This is a genomic window from Serratia oryzae, from assembly GCF_001976145.1.
GTDB classification, from domain to species: Bacteria; Pseudomonadota; Gammaproteobacteria; order Enterobacterales; family Enterobacteriaceae; genus Chania; species Chania oryzae.
Map to the genome: position 1 here is coordinate 76,863 of NZ_MOXD01000001.1, position 16,753 is coordinate 93,615.

13 protein-coding genes and 3 pseudogenes are annotated in these 16,753 nt (G+C 52.4%); 6 read left to right on the plus strand and 10 right to left on the minus strand.

Annotated elements, in window-relative coordinates:
* The first annotated feature begins 154 nt into the window (after positions 1-154).
* The 3 genes from nagK (at position 155) to pepT (ending at position 3,313) form a co-directional block, all read left to right on the plus strand.
* Entirely contained in the window at positions 155-1,069 is a 915-nt protein-coding gene (nagK, locus tag BMI79_RS00350) for an N-acetylglucosamine kinase (protein ID WP_076939858.1), read from the plus strand.
* Between the two features lie 9 nt (positions 1,070-1,078).
* Positions 1,079-1,930 carry a Sir2 family NAD+-dependent deacetylase gene (gene cobB, locus BMI79_RS00355; RefSeq protein WP_076939859.1) on the plus strand — a complete coding sequence of 284 codons (852 nt, stop codon included), beginning with the start codon at positions 1,079-1,081 and terminating at the stop codon, positions 1,928-1,930.
* 147 nt (positions 1,931-2,077) lie between these two features.
* Positions 2,078-3,313 (plus strand): peptidase T, encoded by a 1,236-nt coding sequence (pepT, locus tag BMI79_RS00360; RefSeq protein ID WP_076939860.1) that lies wholly within the window; start codon positions 2,078-2,080, stop codon positions 3,311-3,313.
* A gap of 43 nt (positions 3,314-3,356) precedes the next feature.
* Here the strand turns inward: pepT and BMI79_RS00365 are convergent, their stop codons facing one another.
* From BMI79_RS00365 to phoP, 3 genes are all read right to left on the minus strand, one after another.
* A complete protein-coding gene (locus tag BMI79_RS00365; RefSeq protein ID WP_076939861.1) occupies positions 3,357-4,478 on the minus strand; it encodes a ribosomal protein uL16 3-hydroxylase in 1,122 nt (373 codons plus the stop codon).
* Between the two features lie 81 nt (positions 4,479-4,559).
* A complete protein-coding gene (gene phoQ / locus BMI79_RS00370) occupies positions 4,560-6,017 on the minus strand; it encodes a two-component system sensor histidine kinase PhoQ (protein WP_076939862.1) in 1,458 nt (485 codons plus the stop codon).
* A 5-nt stretch (positions 6,018-6,022) separates the two neighbouring features.
* Entirely contained in the window at positions 6,023-6,694 is a 672-nt protein-coding gene (phoP, locus tag BMI79_RS00375; protein ID WP_076939863.1) for a two-component system response regulator PhoP, read from the minus strand.
* 321 nt (positions 6,695-7,015) lie between these two features.
* Here phoP and BMI79_RS00380 point away from each other — a divergent pair, with 321 nt between their 5' ends.
* Positions 7,016-7,717 carry a GNAT family N-acetyltransferase gene (locus tag BMI79_RS00380; protein ID WP_076939864.1) on the plus strand — a complete coding sequence of 234 codons (702 nt, stop codon included), beginning with the start codon at positions 7,016-7,018 and terminating at the stop codon, positions 7,715-7,717.
* A gap of 44 nt (positions 7,718-7,761) precedes the next feature.
* On the opposite strand, the gene purB is transcribed toward BMI79_RS00380, so the two are convergent.
* The 5 genes from purB to rluE all read right to left on the minus strand — a co-directional run bounded on the left by purB (position 7,762) and on the right by rluE (position 12,166).
* Positions 7,762-9,132: an adenylosuccinate lyase gene (purB, locus tag BMI79_RS00385; RefSeq protein ID WP_076939865.1), complete on the minus strand. Its 1,371-nt coding sequence runs from the start codon at positions 9,130-9,132 to the stop codon at positions 7,762-7,764.
* Positions 9,133-9,154: 22 nt separating this feature from the next.
* Positions 9,155-9,781, minus strand: coding sequence for a high frequency lysogenization protein HflD (gene hflD / locus BMI79_RS00390; RefSeq protein WP_076939866.1), 627 nt, complete (start codon positions 9,779-9,781; stop codon positions 9,155-9,157).
* Positions 9,782-9,783: 2 nt separating this feature from the next.
* On the minus strand, positions 9,784-10,887 hold the full coding sequence (mnmA, locus tag BMI79_RS00395) for a tRNA 2-thiouridine(34) synthase MnmA (protein ID WP_076939867.1): 1,104 nt from the start codon (positions 10,885-10,887) through the stop codon (positions 9,784-9,786).
* A gap of 188 nt (positions 10,888-11,075) precedes the next feature.
* Positions 11,076-11,522: an NUDIX hydrolase gene (locus tag BMI79_RS00400; RefSeq protein ID WP_076939868.1), complete on the minus strand. Its 447-nt coding sequence runs from the start codon at positions 11,520-11,522 to the stop codon at positions 11,076-11,078.
* 17 nt (positions 11,523-11,539) lie between these two features.
* On the minus strand, positions 11,540-12,166 hold the full coding sequence (rluE, locus tag BMI79_RS00405; protein WP_076939869.1) for a 23S rRNA pseudouridine(2457) synthase RluE: 627 nt from the start codon (positions 12,164-12,166) through the stop codon (positions 11,540-11,542).
* Positions 12,167-12,305: 139 nt separating this feature from the next.
* On the opposite strand from rluE, the gene icd reads away from it, so the two are divergent.
* Positions 12,306-13,559 carry an NADP-dependent isocitrate dehydrogenase gene (icd, locus tag BMI79_RS00410; RefSeq protein ID WP_076939870.1) on the plus strand — a complete coding sequence of 418 codons (1,254 nt, stop codon included), beginning with the start codon at positions 12,306-12,308 and terminating at the stop codon, positions 13,557-13,559.
* Positions 13,560-13,659: 100 nt separating this feature from the next.
* Here the strand turns inward: icd and BMI79_RS24150 are convergent.
* Positions 13,660-13,880 (minus strand): annotated as a pseudogene (locus BMI79_RS24150) (site-specific integrase); the annotation flags it as partial.
* Position 13,881: 1 nt separating this feature from the next.
* Between BMI79_RS24150 and BMI79_RS00415 the strand changes: the two are divergent.
* Positions 13,882-14,061 (plus strand): annotated as a pseudogene (locus tag BMI79_RS00415) (transposase); the annotation flags it as partial.
* 2,537 nt (positions 14,062-16,598) lie between these two features.
* Here BMI79_RS00415 and BMI79_RS24515 read toward each other — a convergent pair.
* A pseudogene (locus BMI79_RS24515) lies at positions 16,599-16,673 on the minus strand (hypothetical protein); the annotation flags it as partial.
* Positions 16,674-16,753: the final 80 nt, after the last annotated feature.

Genomic DNA, 16,753 nt, shown 5'->3' on the forward strand with positions numbered 1-16,753 from the left:
TCAGTTAAGGCTAACCAGTTCCCTCTCCCTTGGGGAGAGGGTTAGGGAGAGGGGGCGACGTCTTGAGCCATTGATGCATGATTATGCCGCTTTGCGCTTAACTGATTGGCATTAGGGGCTGATATGCCCCATTTTTTTAGCCGGAGGCTGAGTTATGTACTACGGTTTCGATATGGGTGGCACCAAGATTGAACTGGGGGTATTCGATGCCAATCTGCAGCGTATCTGGCAAAAACGGGTGCCAACGCCGCGCGACGATTACCGGCAATTGCTGGCCGTGCTGCGCGATCTCACCCATGAGGCCGATGCGCTGTGTGGTTCGCCAGGCTCGGTGGGAATAGGTATTCCCGGCCTGCCGAATGAAGATGGCACCCTGTTTACTGCCAACGTACCAGCCGCCATGGGGCAACCGCTACCGCGCGATCTGGGCACGCTGATTGGCCGTGAGGTCAAGGTCGATAACGATGCCAACTGCTTCGCTTTGTCAGAAGCCTGGGATGATGAATTCCGTCACTATCCTACCGTGTTGGGCATTATCCTTGGTACTGGCGTGGGCGGCGGGTTGATCGTCGATGGCAACGTGCTGTCTGGGCGCAATTATATCGCTGGCGAATTCGGCCATTTTCGCTTGCCGGTGGATGCGCTGGAGGTGTTGGGGCGTGATATACCTCGCGTAGCCTGCGGTTGCGGCCATAACGGTTGCATTGAAAATTACATATCGGGCCGCGGTTTTGAGTGGATGTACCACCACTTTTATCAGCAGCACTTGCCTGCGCAGCAGATTATTGCGCATTATCTGGCGGGTGAGCCACAGGCCGTGGCGCATGTTGATCGTTTTCTGGACGTGTTGGCGATATGCCTCGGTAATTTGCTGACCATCGTTGATCCGCATCTGGTGGTGATTGGCGGTGGCCTATCGAATTTCGACGCGATCTACCAGGCGTTGCCGCAGCGCCTGCCAGCACATCTGCTGCGTGTGGCTAAGCTGCCACGCATCGAGAAGGCGCGTTATGGCGATGCTGGCGGGGTTCGTGGGGCTGCGTTTCTCAATTTGGTGCGTAATAAATAAGGAGAGTTCATGCACACTCGCCATCGGTTGTGTCGGTTTCGCAAGAATAAGCATGTATTGCATCAGCGTTTTCGTTCACGGATTTTCCACCGAGACACTATGGCGGCGGCAGAGTTGAAGAAGCCTTTTGTTGTGGTGCTGACGGGGGCCGGGATCTCTGCTGAGTCGGGGATCCGCACCTTCCGCGCGGACGACGGGCTATGGGAAGAACATCAGGTAGAAGATGTCGCTACCCCGGAAGGCTATAGGCGCGATCCGGCGCTGGTGCAGGCGTTTTATAACGCGCGCCGCCAGCAGCTTCAGCAACCGGGCATCGCCCCTAATGCCGCTCATCGCGTGCTGGCGGAGCTTGAAGAGTGGCTGGGGGATAACTTCCTGCTGGTAACGCAAAATATTGATAATCTGCATGAGCGCGCCGGCAGTAAGCGGGTGCTGCATATGCACGGTGAGTTGCTGAAAGTGCGTTGCACCAACTCCGGGCAGGTATTCAACTGGCCTGGCGATCTGAGCGTGGACGATCGTTGCCACTGCTGCCAGTTTCCGGCACCGTTGCGCCCGCACGTGGTGTGGTTTGGTGAAATGCCGTTAAGGATGACTGAAATCTATGAAGCGCTGGCCAAAGCCGATTTCTTCGTGGCAATCGGTACTTCCGGCCATGTATATCCGGCGGCAGGTTTTGTTCATGAGGCGCGATCGGCGGGGGCCTATACCATTGAGCTGAACCTGGAACCTAGCCAGGTGGAAAGCCAGTTTGATGAGAAGCACTATGGCCCGGCCAGTGAAGTGGTGCCACGTTTCGTGCACAAGCTGCTGATGGGTAAGATCGAGCGTGCGGATATCCCCTATAACGGCGCAGGCTAATGCTGTTGCCGGGGGCATCGAGCTACCCCGGTGTAAATCGTTATTGATTCTAATGATTTCAGGTAAATCTGATTATTAATGACCTGTCTCAATATTTGATCCGAATCGGTTCCGCATAATGAAACGCGAAATTCTGAGGGCGGAACCATGGATAAACTACTTGATCGCTTTTTTAACTACGTCTCTTTCGACACACAGGCTAAAGCGAACGTCAAACATGTGCCTAGTACCGATGGGCAACTGAAGCTGGCGCGTGCGTTGCGACAGGAAATGATTGAGCTGGGGTTTGAACAGGTCTCGCTCAGCGAGCATGGCTGTGTGATGGGAACGTTGCCTGGCAATGTCGCTTGGCCGGTACCCACGATTGGATTTATTTCCCACCTGGATACTTCACCGGATTTTTCCGGTAAGAACGTGACGCCGCAGATTGTGGAAAATTACCGCGGGGGCGATATTGCCTTGGGCATTGGTGATGAGGTGCTTTCACCGGTCATGTTCCCGATCCTGCATCAGATGCTGGGGCAAACGCTGATCACTACCGACGGTAAAACGCTGCTGGGTGCCGATGACAAAGCGGGGATTGCCGAAATCCTTACCGCGATGATGCGCTTGAAACAGCAAAAAATCCCCCATGGCGATATCCGCGTTGCCTTTACTCCCGATGAAGAGGTGGGCAAAGGGGCGCAGGTGTTTGATGTTGCCGCTTTCAATGCCGAGTGGGCCTACACCGTTGACGGCGGCGGCGTGGGTGAACTGGAGTGTGAAAATTTCAATGCGGCGACGGTGACGGTGAAGATCGTCGGTAACAATGTGCACCCCGGCACCGCCAAAGGGGTGATGGTGAATGCATTGTCGCTGGCGACGCGTTTCCATCATGCACTGCCGGCGGATGAAACGCCGGAAAATACCGAAGGTTATCAAGGATTTTATCACCTGAGCAGCATCAAAGGGCACGTTGAGCGCGCCGAGATGCATTACATCCTGCGTGATTTTGAGCGTGAAGGTTTTGAGGCGCGCAAGCGTAAAATGATCGAAGTGGCGCAAACCGTGGGGCGCGGTTTGCCGCGAGACTGCTATATCGAAGTGGCGATCGAGGACAGCTATTACAACATGCGCGATCAGGTTGCCCACCATCCGCACGTGATTGCGCTGGCGCAACAGGCAATGCGCGATTGCGATATAGAGCCGGTGATGAAACCGATTCGCGGCGGCACAGACGGTGCACAGCTGTCATTCAAAGGGTTGCCTTGCCCGAACCTGTTTACCGGCGGTTATAATTTTCACGGCAAGCACGAGTTCATCACCCTTGAGGGGATGGAGCAGGCCGTGGGGGTGATTATGCGTATTGCGGCTTTGACGGCGGCGCGCGCCAAGAGTAGATAACCGTGATTGCCGGGCGCAGCGTGCTGCGCCCGCTGAACGCCGTTTAGTCGTTAAAATACCAGTAGCCGCTGTTGACCAGTGTGGTCAGCAAAGCCAGGAAGGAAGGATCGTCCATCGCTTCACCCAGCAGGGCTGCATCAACGCTGAAATGTTGGCACAGTGCATCAGCCGCCTGCAGGTGGTTGGTATCAATCAACTCACCGTTAACAAAGCACTGCTCGCCAATGCGCAGCACACGCAGGCCGCCCAGGCGCTGTAGCGCTTCGCCCTGTTGCAGCAGTTCGTAGATTTCACCCGCTTGATACGGGGGTTCCGGTGGTGCAATGTCCAGTTCGTGGCGCGATTGCGAAATAAACTCACCGAACCAGCCTTGGAAATGTTCCGGCTGCTGCACCAGGTCCAGAATCATCTGGCGCAGGGCATCCACTTCCTGCGGTAACACATTGGCCGGGCGATCGCGCAAGGCCATGTCCGGATCGCTGTAACGCTGGCTGCCCAGATCGCGCGCCAAGACATAATCGGCAAAGCCGCTGACCAGTTCGCGGCCATTCGGGGCGCGGAAACCCACGGAATAGTTGAGTGAGTTCTCCAGCGAATACCCCTCATGCGGGAAGCCCGGCGGAATATACAGAATATCTCCTGGCTCCATCTCTTCATCAATAATGGCGTCGAAAGGTTCGACTTGCAGCAGGTCTGGATGCGGGCTGTGCTGCTTCATCGGTACTTTTTCGCCCACGCGCCAGCGGCGATGGCCGGTTCCCTGAATAATAAAAACATCGTACTGATCGAGATGTGGGCCTACGCCGCCGCCCGGCACAGAGAACGAAATCATCAGATCGTCCATGCGCCAGTCCGGCAGTTTGCGGAACGGTTGCATCAGCGCACTGGAGGGCTCGTGCCAGTGATCGACGGCCTGCACCAGCAGCGACCAGTTGGTTTCACCCAAGTGATCGTAACTTTCGAAGGGGCCATGTGCAACCTGCCAACGGCCGTCCTGGTGGCTGACCAAACGGCTGTCCACTTCATTTTCCATCGCGAGTCCGGCTAGCTCATCCGGGGAGATTGGATCGATAAAATTTTTAAAACCGCGCTTCAGAATTACCGGGCGCTTTTGCCAATAACGTTGCAAAAAGTCGTTCCAGTCCAGATCTAATTGATAATCCATCTTCTATTCCAGGATTGAGTGAGCTTGAGGGTGATTATAACGGAAGTTGGGCCCCGTGGGTTGGGGCCTGAACGGCAGAATTTACTCGTGATGGTGGGAATCATGCTGACGGGCGAAGGTGACCTCCATCCGGGCTCCTCCCAGCGGGCTGTCGCTGATGGTAATGTGCCCGTCATACTGCTCGATAATCTCGGCCGCCACCGACAGCCCCAGGCCTTGCCCCGGGCGCAGGGTATCGACACGCTGGCCACGCTGAAAGATCAGTTCACGCTTGCTTTCAGGGATGCCAGGGCCATCGTCATCGATCACAATGGTGAGATACTTGTCCGAGTGCAGCGAGGTGATTTCCACAAACTCCAGGCAGTATTTGCAGGCATTTTCCAAGACGTTGCCCATCACTTCCATAAAGTCGTTTTTCTCGCCCATAAAAGTCACTTCTGGTGAGATATCCAGCGTGATCGCTACCCCTTTGCGCTGGTAGACCTTGTTCAGCGCCAGAACCAGGCTATCGAGCAAGGCCGAGACCGAATGGACCTCGCGCGCTAGCACGGTCTGCCCGGAATTGATACTGGCCCGGTGCAGGTAATAACCAATCTGCTGTGAAATACGGCTGATCTGCTCAAGCATGATCGGCTCCGCTTCTTCGATAGTGGTTTGGTTGCCGGAGCGTAGTGAGCGCAGGGTGGTTTGCAGCACCGCCAGCGGTGTTTTCAGGCTGTGGGTCAGATCTGACAGCGTGGTGCGGTATTTGGTGTAACGCTGGCGTTCGTTGCGCAACAGAATGTTGAGATTACGCACTAATCCACGCAGCTCACTGGGGGGATTTTCGTCCAGTTGCTCGCGTTCGCCATTTTCCAATTCGCCGACCTGGTTCACCAACGCCTTGATCGGCCGCAGGCTCCAATACGCCGCCAGCCACAGCAGGGGCACCACTAACAGCAGATTGGCCAGCAAAACATAGCTGAACCATTCCCACACCACGTCGGAACGTTGCAGTTCCTGTGGAATACTGTCAACCACCACAATGCTCAAGGCCGGTAAACGCGTGGTGGCGGCATAGGTATTGATGGCCACCGAGTGAGTCAGGGCGTTCTGATCGGTTTCATCGTAATCTTTCAGCTGATTCTGGGCTTTGGGGTTATCCCCCAGCACTTCGCTACTGATACGGGTATCGGTATCAATTTCATAAAAGCCGGACTCTTTTAGCCACTCTTTTTTTATCAGTTTTTCTAATTCCGGGACTTTGCGCTGGCTCCACAGCAAATTGCCTTTATCGTCGTAGATGAACACCAATGTAGGGGAGTTGAGGTCAAGATCCGGGGGAATGGCAATGGTTAATTTTTGGTCTTTCCATTGCGCCAGGCTGAAAAACAGATTGCTTTCACCGCGCAGCAGGCGGAAGGAGGTTTTGTCGAAGCTGACGATATACCCGACGATCGCAACCAGCCCATAGGAAAGTGACAGCGCCAGGATCACTCCGGCGGTTGCCATCAGAAAGCGGGCCCGAAGCGAGAAAGGCTTTTTATCTTTTTTGAACATGATGTTCACTTAGCGTCAAAACGATAGCCCTGACCACGCACGGTAGTGATTACGTCCTGCGGATATTCAGCCTGTAATTTCTTACGCAGGCGGCCCATCAGTACGTCGATAGTATGGCTTTCGCGCAGTTCGGCATCCGGGTAAAGCTGCAGCATCAACGAGTCCTTGCTGACCACTTTACCGGCATTGCGGATCAGCGTTTCAATGATGGTGTACTCAAACGCCGTCAGCTTGATTTGCTGGTCATTGACGCTCAACTCGCGGCGCGAAAGGTCGATCTGAAAGGGCTGCAAGACGATCACTTGTGAAGCCAGGCCGCTGTTGCGGCGCATCAGTGCCTGCATACGGGCAATCACTTCTTCCAGATGGAAGGGCTTAGTGACGTAATCGTCAGCACCGGCCTCCAGCACCGCCACTTTATCCTGCCAGCTTTCGCGGGCGGTCAGCACTAGGATGGGCAATTTCATCTGCTGGGCGCGCCAGCGGCGAATCAGGCTCAGGCCGTCTTCGCCCGGCAGGCCGAGATCGACAATGGCGATATCTGGCGCATGTTCCTGCAAGAAATAATCCGCCTCTTTGGCATCTTCCGCCGCATCGACCTGATGTCCCATTTCGCGCATCTGTACCGACAGGTGGTGGCGTAATAGACCATTATCTTCAACAACCAGTATTCGCATGGAGCAGACTCCTGTAGATCGGGGGGTGAAGTTCTGTTCACCCACGTTCGCTCGGTAACACATTTTCAGCACGTATTAGGGCTAACCTGCTCGCACTAAGTTATGGTAGGTATAACTCGTTGATGCCGCAAGCTGGCGCTGTGAAATCAGTGTTATCACATAGTTGGATGCGGTAATTATCGACAGTCGGCTATAAACGCAGGATAAACAGTGTGTAAACAAAGCTAAACCAAACCTAAACGGGGAAGAATAGTTTAGCTTGTTGTGGCGATGTATTCTGTTGTGTTATTCAATTTTGCTGCAATCAGATGGAATAAATTTATGGCGTTCAATGAATATGGCCAACCCGTGGGGGAAGCATTACCGGAATGGCAACCGCGGCCAAGGCCGACGGGGGCAACGCTGAACGGTCAGTTTTGCCGCCTTGTCGCGTTGGATGCCGAACGAGATTTTGCTGCGCTGTTTAATGCCTATCAGCAAGCGCCAGATGGCCGCGATTGGACCTATCTTATGGGGGAACGGCCAGAAAGCTTGGCAGCAATGCGAACGCATCTGGAAAAGCTCCAGGCCAATACGGGGCTGGTGAATCTGCTGGTGCTCGACTCGCGTCATCAAACGCCGGTGGGAACGGTCGCCTTGATGCGTATTGAAGAGGCCAGCGGCGTGCTGGAGATTGGCCATGTTAACTGGTCGCCGTTGATGAAACAGCGCTCTTGCGCCACCGAGGCGATCTTTCTGCTGCTGCGCTACACCTTTGATGAGCTAGGCTATCGCCGCTGTGAATGGAAGTGTGACAGCCTGAATGAACCCTCCCGCCAGGCTGCGCGGCGTTTCGGTTTCAGTTACGAAGGGCGGTTCATGAAAGCCCTGGTGACCAAAGGGCGTAACAGGGACACTGACTGGTTTGCGATGACCGAAGATCGCTGGCCCGCTGTGCGCACTGCGTTTGAGCAGTGGCTTGATGAGGAGAATTTTAGCGCCGACGGGCAACAGAAACAGCGCTTGCAGGCGTTTATGCCGTAAAAAGTGAGGCGACTGAACATCGCCTCATTAGTCTTGCTTCAAACTTATTTCAGCTCATCAACCATGGTGGTGGCGCGCCCAATGTAGTTAGCCGGGGTCATGGCATTCAGGCGGGTTTTCTCTGCTTCCGGCAGTTCCAGGCTATCGATAAACGCCTGCATACCGGCCGCATCCACGCGCTTGCCGCGGGTCAGCTCTTTCAGCTTCTCGTAAGGTTTCTCAATGCCGTAACGGCGCATTACCGTCTGGATGGGTTCAGCCAGCACTTCCCAGTTGTGATCCAGTTCGTCCAGCAGGTGAGCCTGATTCACTTCCAGCTTGCTGATGCCCTTCAGCGTGGCCTGATAGGCAATCAAGGCATAACCCAGGCCGACGCCCAGGTTGCGCAGTACGGTGGAATCGGTCAAGTCGCGCTGCCAGCGAGAAACCGGCAATTTGCTTGCCAAGTGGCCCATCACGGCATTGGCCAGGCCCAGGTTGCCTTCGGAGTTCTCGAAATCGATCGGGTTGACCTTGTGTGGCATGGTGGAAGAACCGATTTCACCGGCAATGGTTTTTTGCTTGAAGTGATTGAGGGCGATGTAACCCCAGATATCACGGTCAAAGTCGATCAGAATGGTGTTGAAGCGCGCGACGCAGTCGAACAGCTCGGCGATATAGTCGTGCGGCTCGATCTGGGTGGTGTACGGGTTCCAGGTAATGCCCAGCGAAGTGACAAACTCTTCGCTGAAACGGTGCCAGTCCACTTCCGGATAAGCCACGATATGGGCGTTGTAGTTGCCCACGGCGCCGTTGATTTTGCCGAGGATTTCAACGCGTTCCAACTGACGGAACTGGCGCTCCATACGGTAGGCCACGTTGGCGAACTCTTTACCGACGGTGGACGGGGTCGCAGGCTGACCATGGGTGCGCGACAGCAGCGGAATGTCGCGGTACTCCAGCGCCAACCCTTTGATCGCATCTATGATTTGGCGCCAGAATGGTAACACCACCTCTTTGCGCGCCGTTTGCAACATCAGCGCGTGCGACAGGTTGTTGATATCTTCTGAGGTACAGGCGAAGTGGATAAACTCCGACACCGCATGCAGGGTAGGGATAGCTTCCACCTTTTCTTTCAGGAAGTATTCAACCGCTTTCACATCGTGGTTGGTGGTGCGCTCAATGGTTTTGATGCGTTGTGCGTCTTGTTCGCTGAATTCGGCGACGATCTTATCAAGGTAAGCGTTTGCGTCAGCGTCAAAAGCCGGAACTTCCCGGATTTCTGCGCAGGCGGCCAGTTTTTGCAGCCAACGTACTTCAACCTGCACGCGGAATTTCAGCAGACCGTATTCGCTGAAAATGGGGCGCAGTGCGCTGACTTTATCACCGTAGCGTCCGTCAACGGGGGAAACGGCGGTCAGTGAGGATAATTCCATCGGTAGCAACTCCTGGGATCGATTAACAATGAGCAACGATATTTTGCGCCTGCTTGAACAGACGATTACGAGAAAACATTAATTGCAGGCGGCTGCCGCCGACCTGTTGCCACAGCACGGCAGCACGGATGCCCGCGAGCAGCGTAGCGCGCACTTTAGCCTGAACCTGTGGGTTCTGCAGAATGGCCGGTGAACCTGTAACCTGAATACGCGGCCCCAGCGGAGCCACAACATCGACATAAATCCCGGCCAGTGCGCTGATAATGGTGTCTGACTCCAGCTCGAAATGTGCCAGTTGGCGTTCTAGCTGGCTCAGGCGCTCGCCAAGCGTATTCATCGCCGACTTGTTGGCGTGCAGTTTGCGCTCCAGCACCATCAGGCTGATGGTGTAGCGAGTCAGTTCTGCGGCCAGGCCCTTATTGTTGGCGTTGAGCACGCCCATCAGCGTCTCCAGGCCCATTTTCAGGTTACGTTCCTCACCGCCAAATACCGCCAGCGTAGAAGGTGGGTCCATCTGCAACAGGCTGTTCAGCAAGGTGTGGAACGCTTCGCGATCGGCTTGCCCTTCGTGCGCCAACTGCTGTACCAAGCGCGCTGACTGGCTGATTCCGGCCATCGCCAGCGTGATGTCGTAATAATTCTTCGCCACGATTACTCCTGTAAGCGTTGTTCGATAATGCCGCCGCCCAGGCAGATATCGCCCAGATAGAACACGGCGGACTGGCCTGGGGTCACGGCAGCCACTGGTTCGTCGAAGCGCACTTCAATGCGTTCTGCGCCGAGCGGCGTAACGGTGCAGGGAATATCCTGTTGGCGATAACGGGTTTTCACCGTGCAGCGCAGGATTGCCGTCAAAGGCTGGCGATCGACCCAGTGCAGTTGTTGAGCGATCAGGCCTGTGGACATCAGGCGTGGATGATCGTGGCCTTGGGCGACGATCAGAATATTGTTGGCAACGTCTTTATCCACCACGTACCACGGATCTTCGCTGCTGTCTTTCATCCCACCAATGCCCAGCCCTTTGCGTTGGCCGAGGGTGTGATACATCAGCCCTTGGTGTTCACCGATGGTGTGGCCGTCAACGCTGACGATCGGGCCAGGCTGTGCGGGCAGGTAGCGGCCAAGGAAGTCGCGGAATTTACGCTCGCCGATAAAACAGATGCCGGTAGAGTCTTTTTTCTTGGCGGTAACCAGTTCCAACTGCTCTGCAATGTGGCGCACCTGTGGTTTTTCAAGCTCGCCTACCGGGAACAGGCTTTGTGCCACCTGCTCGTGGCTGAGGGTGTAGAGGAAATAGCTCTGGTCTTTGTTGCCGTCGATACCGCGCAGCAGGCGGCTTTTGCCGTCAACGTCCTGGCGGCGCACATAGTGGCCGGTGGCGATGTAGTCGGCCCCCAGATCTTCGGCGGCGAACTCCAGGAACGCTTTGAATTTGATTTCTTTATTACACAGGATATCCGGGTTTGGCGTGCGGCCGGCTTTATACTCTTCGAGGAACAGCTCGAACACGTTATCCCAGTATTCGGCCGCGAAATTCACCGTGTGCAATTCAATGCCGAGTTTGTCGCAGACCGCCTGCGCGTCGGCCAAATCGGTGGCGGCAGAGCAGTACTCTTCGTCATCGTCCTCTTCCCAGTTCTTCATGAACAGCCCAGCGACCTGATAGCCCTGTTGCTGTAACAGATAGGCAGTAACGGAAGAGTCGACACCGCCGGACATCCCGACGATTACTTTTTTCTGGCTGTTGTCTGACATTGGGATCTCACGAACTTGAACATAGACTGCGATAAAAACAAGCGCAGTACTTTACCACGTTGGCCGCCGGTGCGCACGGCACTTATACCCTTATTACTTGAAGCAGCAGCGTTGTTGGTTGCGGGCAGTGGCTCGGCCCGTTGCCTTTGGGGCCGCTGCAATTCCAAGTAAGGCGGGTATATATGCCATCAAAATGGCCAGTTGAAGCTGGCAACCAGCGACAGCGGATAACGCTCCGGCTGCTGATAGCAGCGAATGCTCTCGGCAACCAGCGGAGAGCGCAGGTTGTTGGCCGCAAAGATTTGCTCGGCGCTCAGCCACAGACAACGATCGATATCACGATCATGGGGTTCGGTGGGCAACGGGGTTTCCAGCTCAATCACGAAGCTGAAACGCAGAAACGGCGTGCCGTCTGGTGCCAGCCACTGATGCATGCGCAAGAACGCCTGCGGTGTGGCGCGAATACCGGTTTCTTCCCACAGTTCGCGCTCAGCGGCCTGGATCAGCGTTTCATCCGCTTCCAAATGGCCCGCGGGCTGATTCCACAAGGCTTTGTGATTGATGGTTTCTTCAACGATCAAAAACTTACCGGCGGCATGAACCACGCAGGCAACGGTAACGTGTGGTTTGAACATGGTGGCTCCTCTGGCGGTTAAAGCGAATCAAGCGTTTGCCATTCGCCGGGCTGCAGCGTGCCCAAGGAAAGGTTTCCCATACTGTAGCGAATCAGGCGCAGAGTAGGGAAGCCGATATGCGCCGTCATGCGCCGCACTTGGCGGTTGCGGCCCTCATACAAGGTGATTCGCAACCAACTGGTCGGTATGGATTTGCGCTCGCGGATTGGCGGGTTGCGTGGCCAAAGCCACTGAGGTTCCTCCACCCGTTCCACGCCAGCGGGCAAGGTTGGGCCATCTTTTAGCGTGACGCCGTGGCGCAATGGGGCCAGATCGCTTTCTTGCGGTTCGCCCTCCACCTGTACGTAATACACCTTGCCGGTACGTTTACCGGGCTGTGTCAGTTGTGCCTGCAATTTGCCGTCGTTGGTCAGCACCAGCAATCCTTCACTGTCGCGATCGAGGCGCCCTGCGGCATAGACGTTGGTAAAGGGAATAAATTCTTTCAGCGTGGTGCGCCCGGCTTCGTCGGTAAACTGCGGCAATACATCAAAGGGTTTGTTGAATAACACCACCCGGCGCGGCCCCTGCGGCGCTGTGCGCGCGGCGGGCCTGGCTGAGCTGAATCGTTTAACTTGGTGATTTTTAACAGGGAATTTATTCATAGTCGTTGATATTACGGATGATAGGCGCATTATAACCGAATCCGTTTCGGATTGGCGCGGACTGAATATTCAAGTAGTATTGACACGCATCTTACAAAGCATTAACAAAAATTGCGCTTGAAGAATGAAGGAGAGGTTGATGGAAAGCAAAGTAGTTGTTCCGGCAGAAGGTAAAAAGATTACGGTTGATGCCCAGGGTAAACTGGTTGTTCCGCCTAACCCGATCATCCCGTTCATCGAAGGTGACGGCATTGGCGTCGATGTTACCCCTGCTATGATTCACGTGGTTGATGCAGCAGTTAAAAAAGCCTACCACGGCGAACGTAAAATCTCCTGGATGGAAATCTATACCGGTGAAAAATCCACCCACGTATACGGGAAAGACGTGTGGCTGCCGGATGAAACACTGGATCTTATTCGTGATTACCGCGTTGCTATCAAAGGCCCGCTGACCACTCCGGTGGGTGGCGGTATCCGCTCCCTGAACGTTGCCCTGCGTCAGCAGCTCGATCTGTACGTGTGTCTGCGCCCGGTGCGTTACTACCAAGGTACGCCAAGCCCGGTAAAACAGCCGGAACTGACCGATATGGTGATTTTCCGTGAAAACGCTGAAGACATCTACGCAGGTATTGAATGGAAAGCCGGTTCAGCAGAAGCTGACAAAGTGATCAAGTTCCTGCGCGAAGAAATGGGCGTGAAGAAAATCCGCTTCCCAGAGCAGTGCGGCATCGGCGTGAAGCCATGTTCTGAAGAGGGCACCAAGCGCTTGGTGCGTGCGGCGATCGAATATGCGATCGCCAACGACCGTGATTCAGTGACCCTGGTTCACAAAGGCAACATCATGAAGTTCACCGAAGGTGCCTTCAAAGATTGGGGCTACGAACTGGCGCGTGAAGAGTTTGGCGGTGAGCTGATCGACGGTGGCCCATGGCTGAAGATCAAGAACCCGAATACGGGCAAAGAGATCGTGGTTAAAGACGTGATCGCCGACGCATTCCTGCAGCAAATCCTGCTGCGCCCAGCGGAATATGACGTAATTGCCTGTATGAACCTGAACGGTGACTACATTTCTGACGCCTTGGCCGCACAGGTTGGTGGTATCGGTATCGCCCCAGGCGCCAACATCGGTGACGACTGCGCGCTGTTTGAAGCCACTCACGGTACCGCGCCTAAGTATGCCGGCCAGGATAAAGTGAACCCAGGTTCTGTGATCCTGTCGGCCGAGATGATGCTGCGTCATATGGGCTGGTTCGAAGCGGCTGATCTGATTGTTAAAGGCATGGAAGGTGCCATCGCTGCCAAGACCGTGACCTATGACTTTGAACGCCTGATGGAAGGTGCTAAGCTGCTGAAATGCTCAGAGTTTGGCGACGCTATCGTTAAACACATGTAATGGTGTTTGGGCGTTAAATGATTACGGGAGCTTATGGCTCCCGTCTCTTTTTCTCCCTGCCAAAATTCTTCTGCAAAACGGTATGAAAGGTGAGCTATTTTTACCCTCCTACAACCTTCCCATTCTTCCCCCGATCATCGTTATAACGGTCAGTTTGATGCTGCGATTTATGCCCTAATAAATCCTTGGTGTTCACTTTTGTTCTCTGCATAGGCGTTCAGTCAGAGATCGGATTTAATGAAATGTGGGGGCTTTTCCCCAAGACAGGCCGGAAAGATCGCGAATTTTTTTAAAACTGCTATTTAACGTGTTGGGTTGAACTATTCGCCTTTACAATAAGTTCCCACATACACGGAAGAAGCTTTGGGGGAATGACTTTTGGGTAAGGGGCAACTTTGCTGACACGGTTGGTGTGAACAAAGAAATTATCAGGCGTTATGTGAGGCATCAGGGTAAGAAAGACCGAGAATACGAACAGCAGATGGAGTTGTTGCAGGATTAAAACGGACAAGGCTCCCTTCTACGGAGCCCCATTTAACGCCACCTCTTCAAAAGGTAAATTTTTACACCTGGGCGGCGTCAATACTTGTATGCCATTACTCGCTAAACGCTTCCAGGTATGCGTTGATGCTATTTGAAAACTGCTCAATACCCAGGCGGTGAGGCGATTGGTGCAAAGTTACAGCAGGCTAATCGAACATGGGTAAGGATTAAGTGGTATGGAGAACATAATGAAATAAAAGTGCGGGTTTGGTGCAACCACCTGCAGCGACGCAGTAAATTGAGGGCATCGCTGGACCCGCAGCGTATATATAAAACTTATACTAGCCAAAATAAAAATCAAGCTCTCTATGAGAATTTTCTAAAAATATTAATTGCTTGTTTTTGAATTAATTAAATTTAAAATAATTATTTTTGTAATGTGTTTAGATTGGAATTAAAACGGCTTGTAAATATATCCATTAGTAATGAATGGGGGGAAGTTCAACACATAGTAGTCATTGCGATCACTAAAGAGTTGAAGATATTCAGTATCGCAGGATACATCCTTGGGAAAAAATTGAGCATAGTTAATAGCCTTAAAATTAAGGGGGGCTTGTAACATACTGTAAATATTCAGTAATTTACTGCGCCACAGAACAGCTTCCTAAGTTAGGCTGTTGCGTTACGCGCAAGCAAACCGTATCTGTCCAACATTTAAACAGGCATTCGCGCCATGGGGAGGTTCTGTGGCAATCAGTAATGACGTATAGAAACTGTAACCCGGCAACACGATCGGATTGATCGAGGTGTACGGTACTCCGCGGCGGTAAACTGGCAGGAATTTAAGCCGGTTTTCTACGTTAACAGCAAACGTGCTAAAAACAATGAAGGTATTAAGTTCTTGCTATCCGAACCGATGATATTGCAAGGGTTAAAGTTGCTAACCCGCTAGATTACTTCGTTATGCACATGGTGCATGCTGGCCGGTATAAAATCGGCGATAGCACACGAAAGCCAGCGACAGGGGCCATTCGCATCGTGTTTTCACGTGTTCGAAAAATGGCGAGACCACTACGAATATTGTGTTGAGGCGGCACACGTCTAGCTTGATGTTGGCATCTAGGGTTGAAGAGGTGTTTAAGTGGCAACGGGAGAAACTGAGAGGATGAATATGCGGGTTTGGTGCAACCACCGGCAGCGATGCAAGAGCATCGTTGAACCCGCAACGTATATATAGAACTTACACCAGTTAAAATAAAAATCAATCCGTCTATGAGAATTTTCTAAAAATTTAATTGCTTGGTTTTATAGTAATTAAATTTAAAATTATGAGTTTGAAATATATTTCAATTTGAATTAATCCAGCTTGCGACTATATCTGTCAGCGAAGAGTGAGATGAGGTTAAAGAGTGTGCTGAATATTTTGTGCATAAAAACTCTTACTTTGTGCACGATGAAGCAGGGGACGGGCGTGCGTTAACGGCCTGGCGTGATAAAGCTTTCTATCTACATTTGAGGATGAGTATCACTCTGGCTGTGCTGTATATGTTCGGTGAGAATTGCCGCATGGTGCAAGTGATTACAGGGAATTGCATTACAGATGGCGCACAACGAGTGCTATCTGTAATAGTTACTTCAGTTCTTTTAACTTTGAACTGGTAGTCCAGACGATGGTAGTTAACAGCACAGTGCCGATTAACCAAGGCCACTTGGCACCATTAAAGTAGTCATCACCAATTTGGTGGCTTAAGGTTAAGCAGGTATAAGTGGTCGCAAACGTGAACCAAACTCTGATGAATGATGCTTTAGTCATGAGGAATATCTTTTGTGTATAAAAGTTCAATATCTAACCGTTTTTGACAGTGTGCAAGTAAATTAACATCCAAGAGCCCCAGGTTACCAACAAAAAGTAGGAGAAATGCGCTCAACACGGAGCTTGAGAAGGGAGGGACCAAATTACGCACAAAAAAAACCACCACTCTCCGTCGAGTGGTGGGGGTCATTTGACCAACACCAGGGAAATAAATATTCTTTAAATTAAACATTATATGGAATATTTAATTACTCTAAAGTGAAGAGTAGCTAATGTTTACTTGGTAAATCAATATTTATTGCATGATAATTTGATGCACTTCAAAAAAAGAGACAACGGTCTTTCGACAGCGTATGGATGCCTAACTCGTAAGGTGTAGCGAACATCGAGTGGGAGTTTAAATAAGTATTCTTAGTGTGAATGTTTCCATCTGATTAATACTAATTAGTTAGGTGAATATTAAATTATTTTTCATAGTTCCGTATGAAAATTGATCTTTTCAAGAAACCGATGAAGTTCGTTGTCATGCATATCGATTCTGCCATACCTCATAGATATATCGTGAATAAACCCAAAAGAGTTGCTTGGGTGTTGGCTGACTTCGTTCACCCCAGTCACTTACTTGAGTAAGCTCCTGGGGATTATGAGCCTCTTCGAAGCTCATCCTACGGGCCAGCGCAAGCGCTGTTCAAATCGGTCAAAGACCGATTTGTCACTCCGTTGCCGCCTACAAGCAACTCGAATTATTTTGGGTATAGGCATAGCTTATTCAGGTCAATATTTTTGTCAGACAGGTTCGCTAGCGAAACGGTGAAATCCTTGGTTGAAAACTATGGTTGCCAATAGAGGTTGAGCCTTGCTGTTGCTGAGTCGCATAAACAGCTACAGAATCAGTAGT

Coding starts and splice junctions, on each gene's coding strand:
- BMI79_RS00380 (WP_076939864.1), top strand. CDS start 7,016: ATGGCGTTCAATGAATATGGCCAACCCGTGGGGGAAGCATTACCGGAA.
- mnmA (WP_076939867.1), bottom strand. CDS start 10,887: ATGTCAGACAACAGCCAGAAAAAAGTAATCGTCGGGATGTCCGGCGGT.
- BMI79_RS00365 (WP_076939861.1), bottom strand. CDS start 4,478: ATGGATTATCAATTAGATCTGGACTGGAACGACTTTTTGCAACGTTAT.
- phoQ (WP_076939862.1), bottom strand. CDS start 6,017: ATGTTCAAAAAAGATAAAAAGCCTTTCTCGCTTCGGGCCCGCTTTCTG.
- pepT (WP_076939860.1), top strand. CDS start 2,078: ATGGATAAACTACTTGATCGCTTTTTTAACTACGTCTCTTTCGACACA.
- purB (WP_076939865.1), bottom strand. CDS start 9,132: ATGGAATTATCCTCACTGACCGCCGTTTCCCCCGTTGACGGACGCTAC.
- rluE (WP_076939869.1), bottom strand. CDS start 12,166: ATGAATAAATTCCCTGTTAAAAATCACCAAGTTAAACGATTCAGCTCA.
- phoP (WP_076939863.1), bottom strand. CDS start 6,694: ATGCGAATACTGGTTGTTGAAGATAATGGTCTATTACGCCACCACCTG.
- icd (WP_076939870.1), top strand. CDS start 12,306: ATGGAAAGCAAAGTAGTTGTTCCGGCAGAAGGTAAAAAGATTACGGTT.
- nagK (WP_076939858.1), top strand. CDS start 155: ATGTACTACGGTTTCGATATGGGTGGCACCAAGATTGAACTGGGGGTA.
- cobB (WP_076939859.1), top strand. CDS start 1,079: ATGCACACTCGCCATCGGTTGTGTCGGTTTCGCAAGAATAAGCATGTA.
- BMI79_RS00400 (WP_076939868.1), bottom strand. CDS start 11,522: ATGTTCAAACCACACGTTACCGTTGCCTGCGTGGTTCATGCCGCCGGT.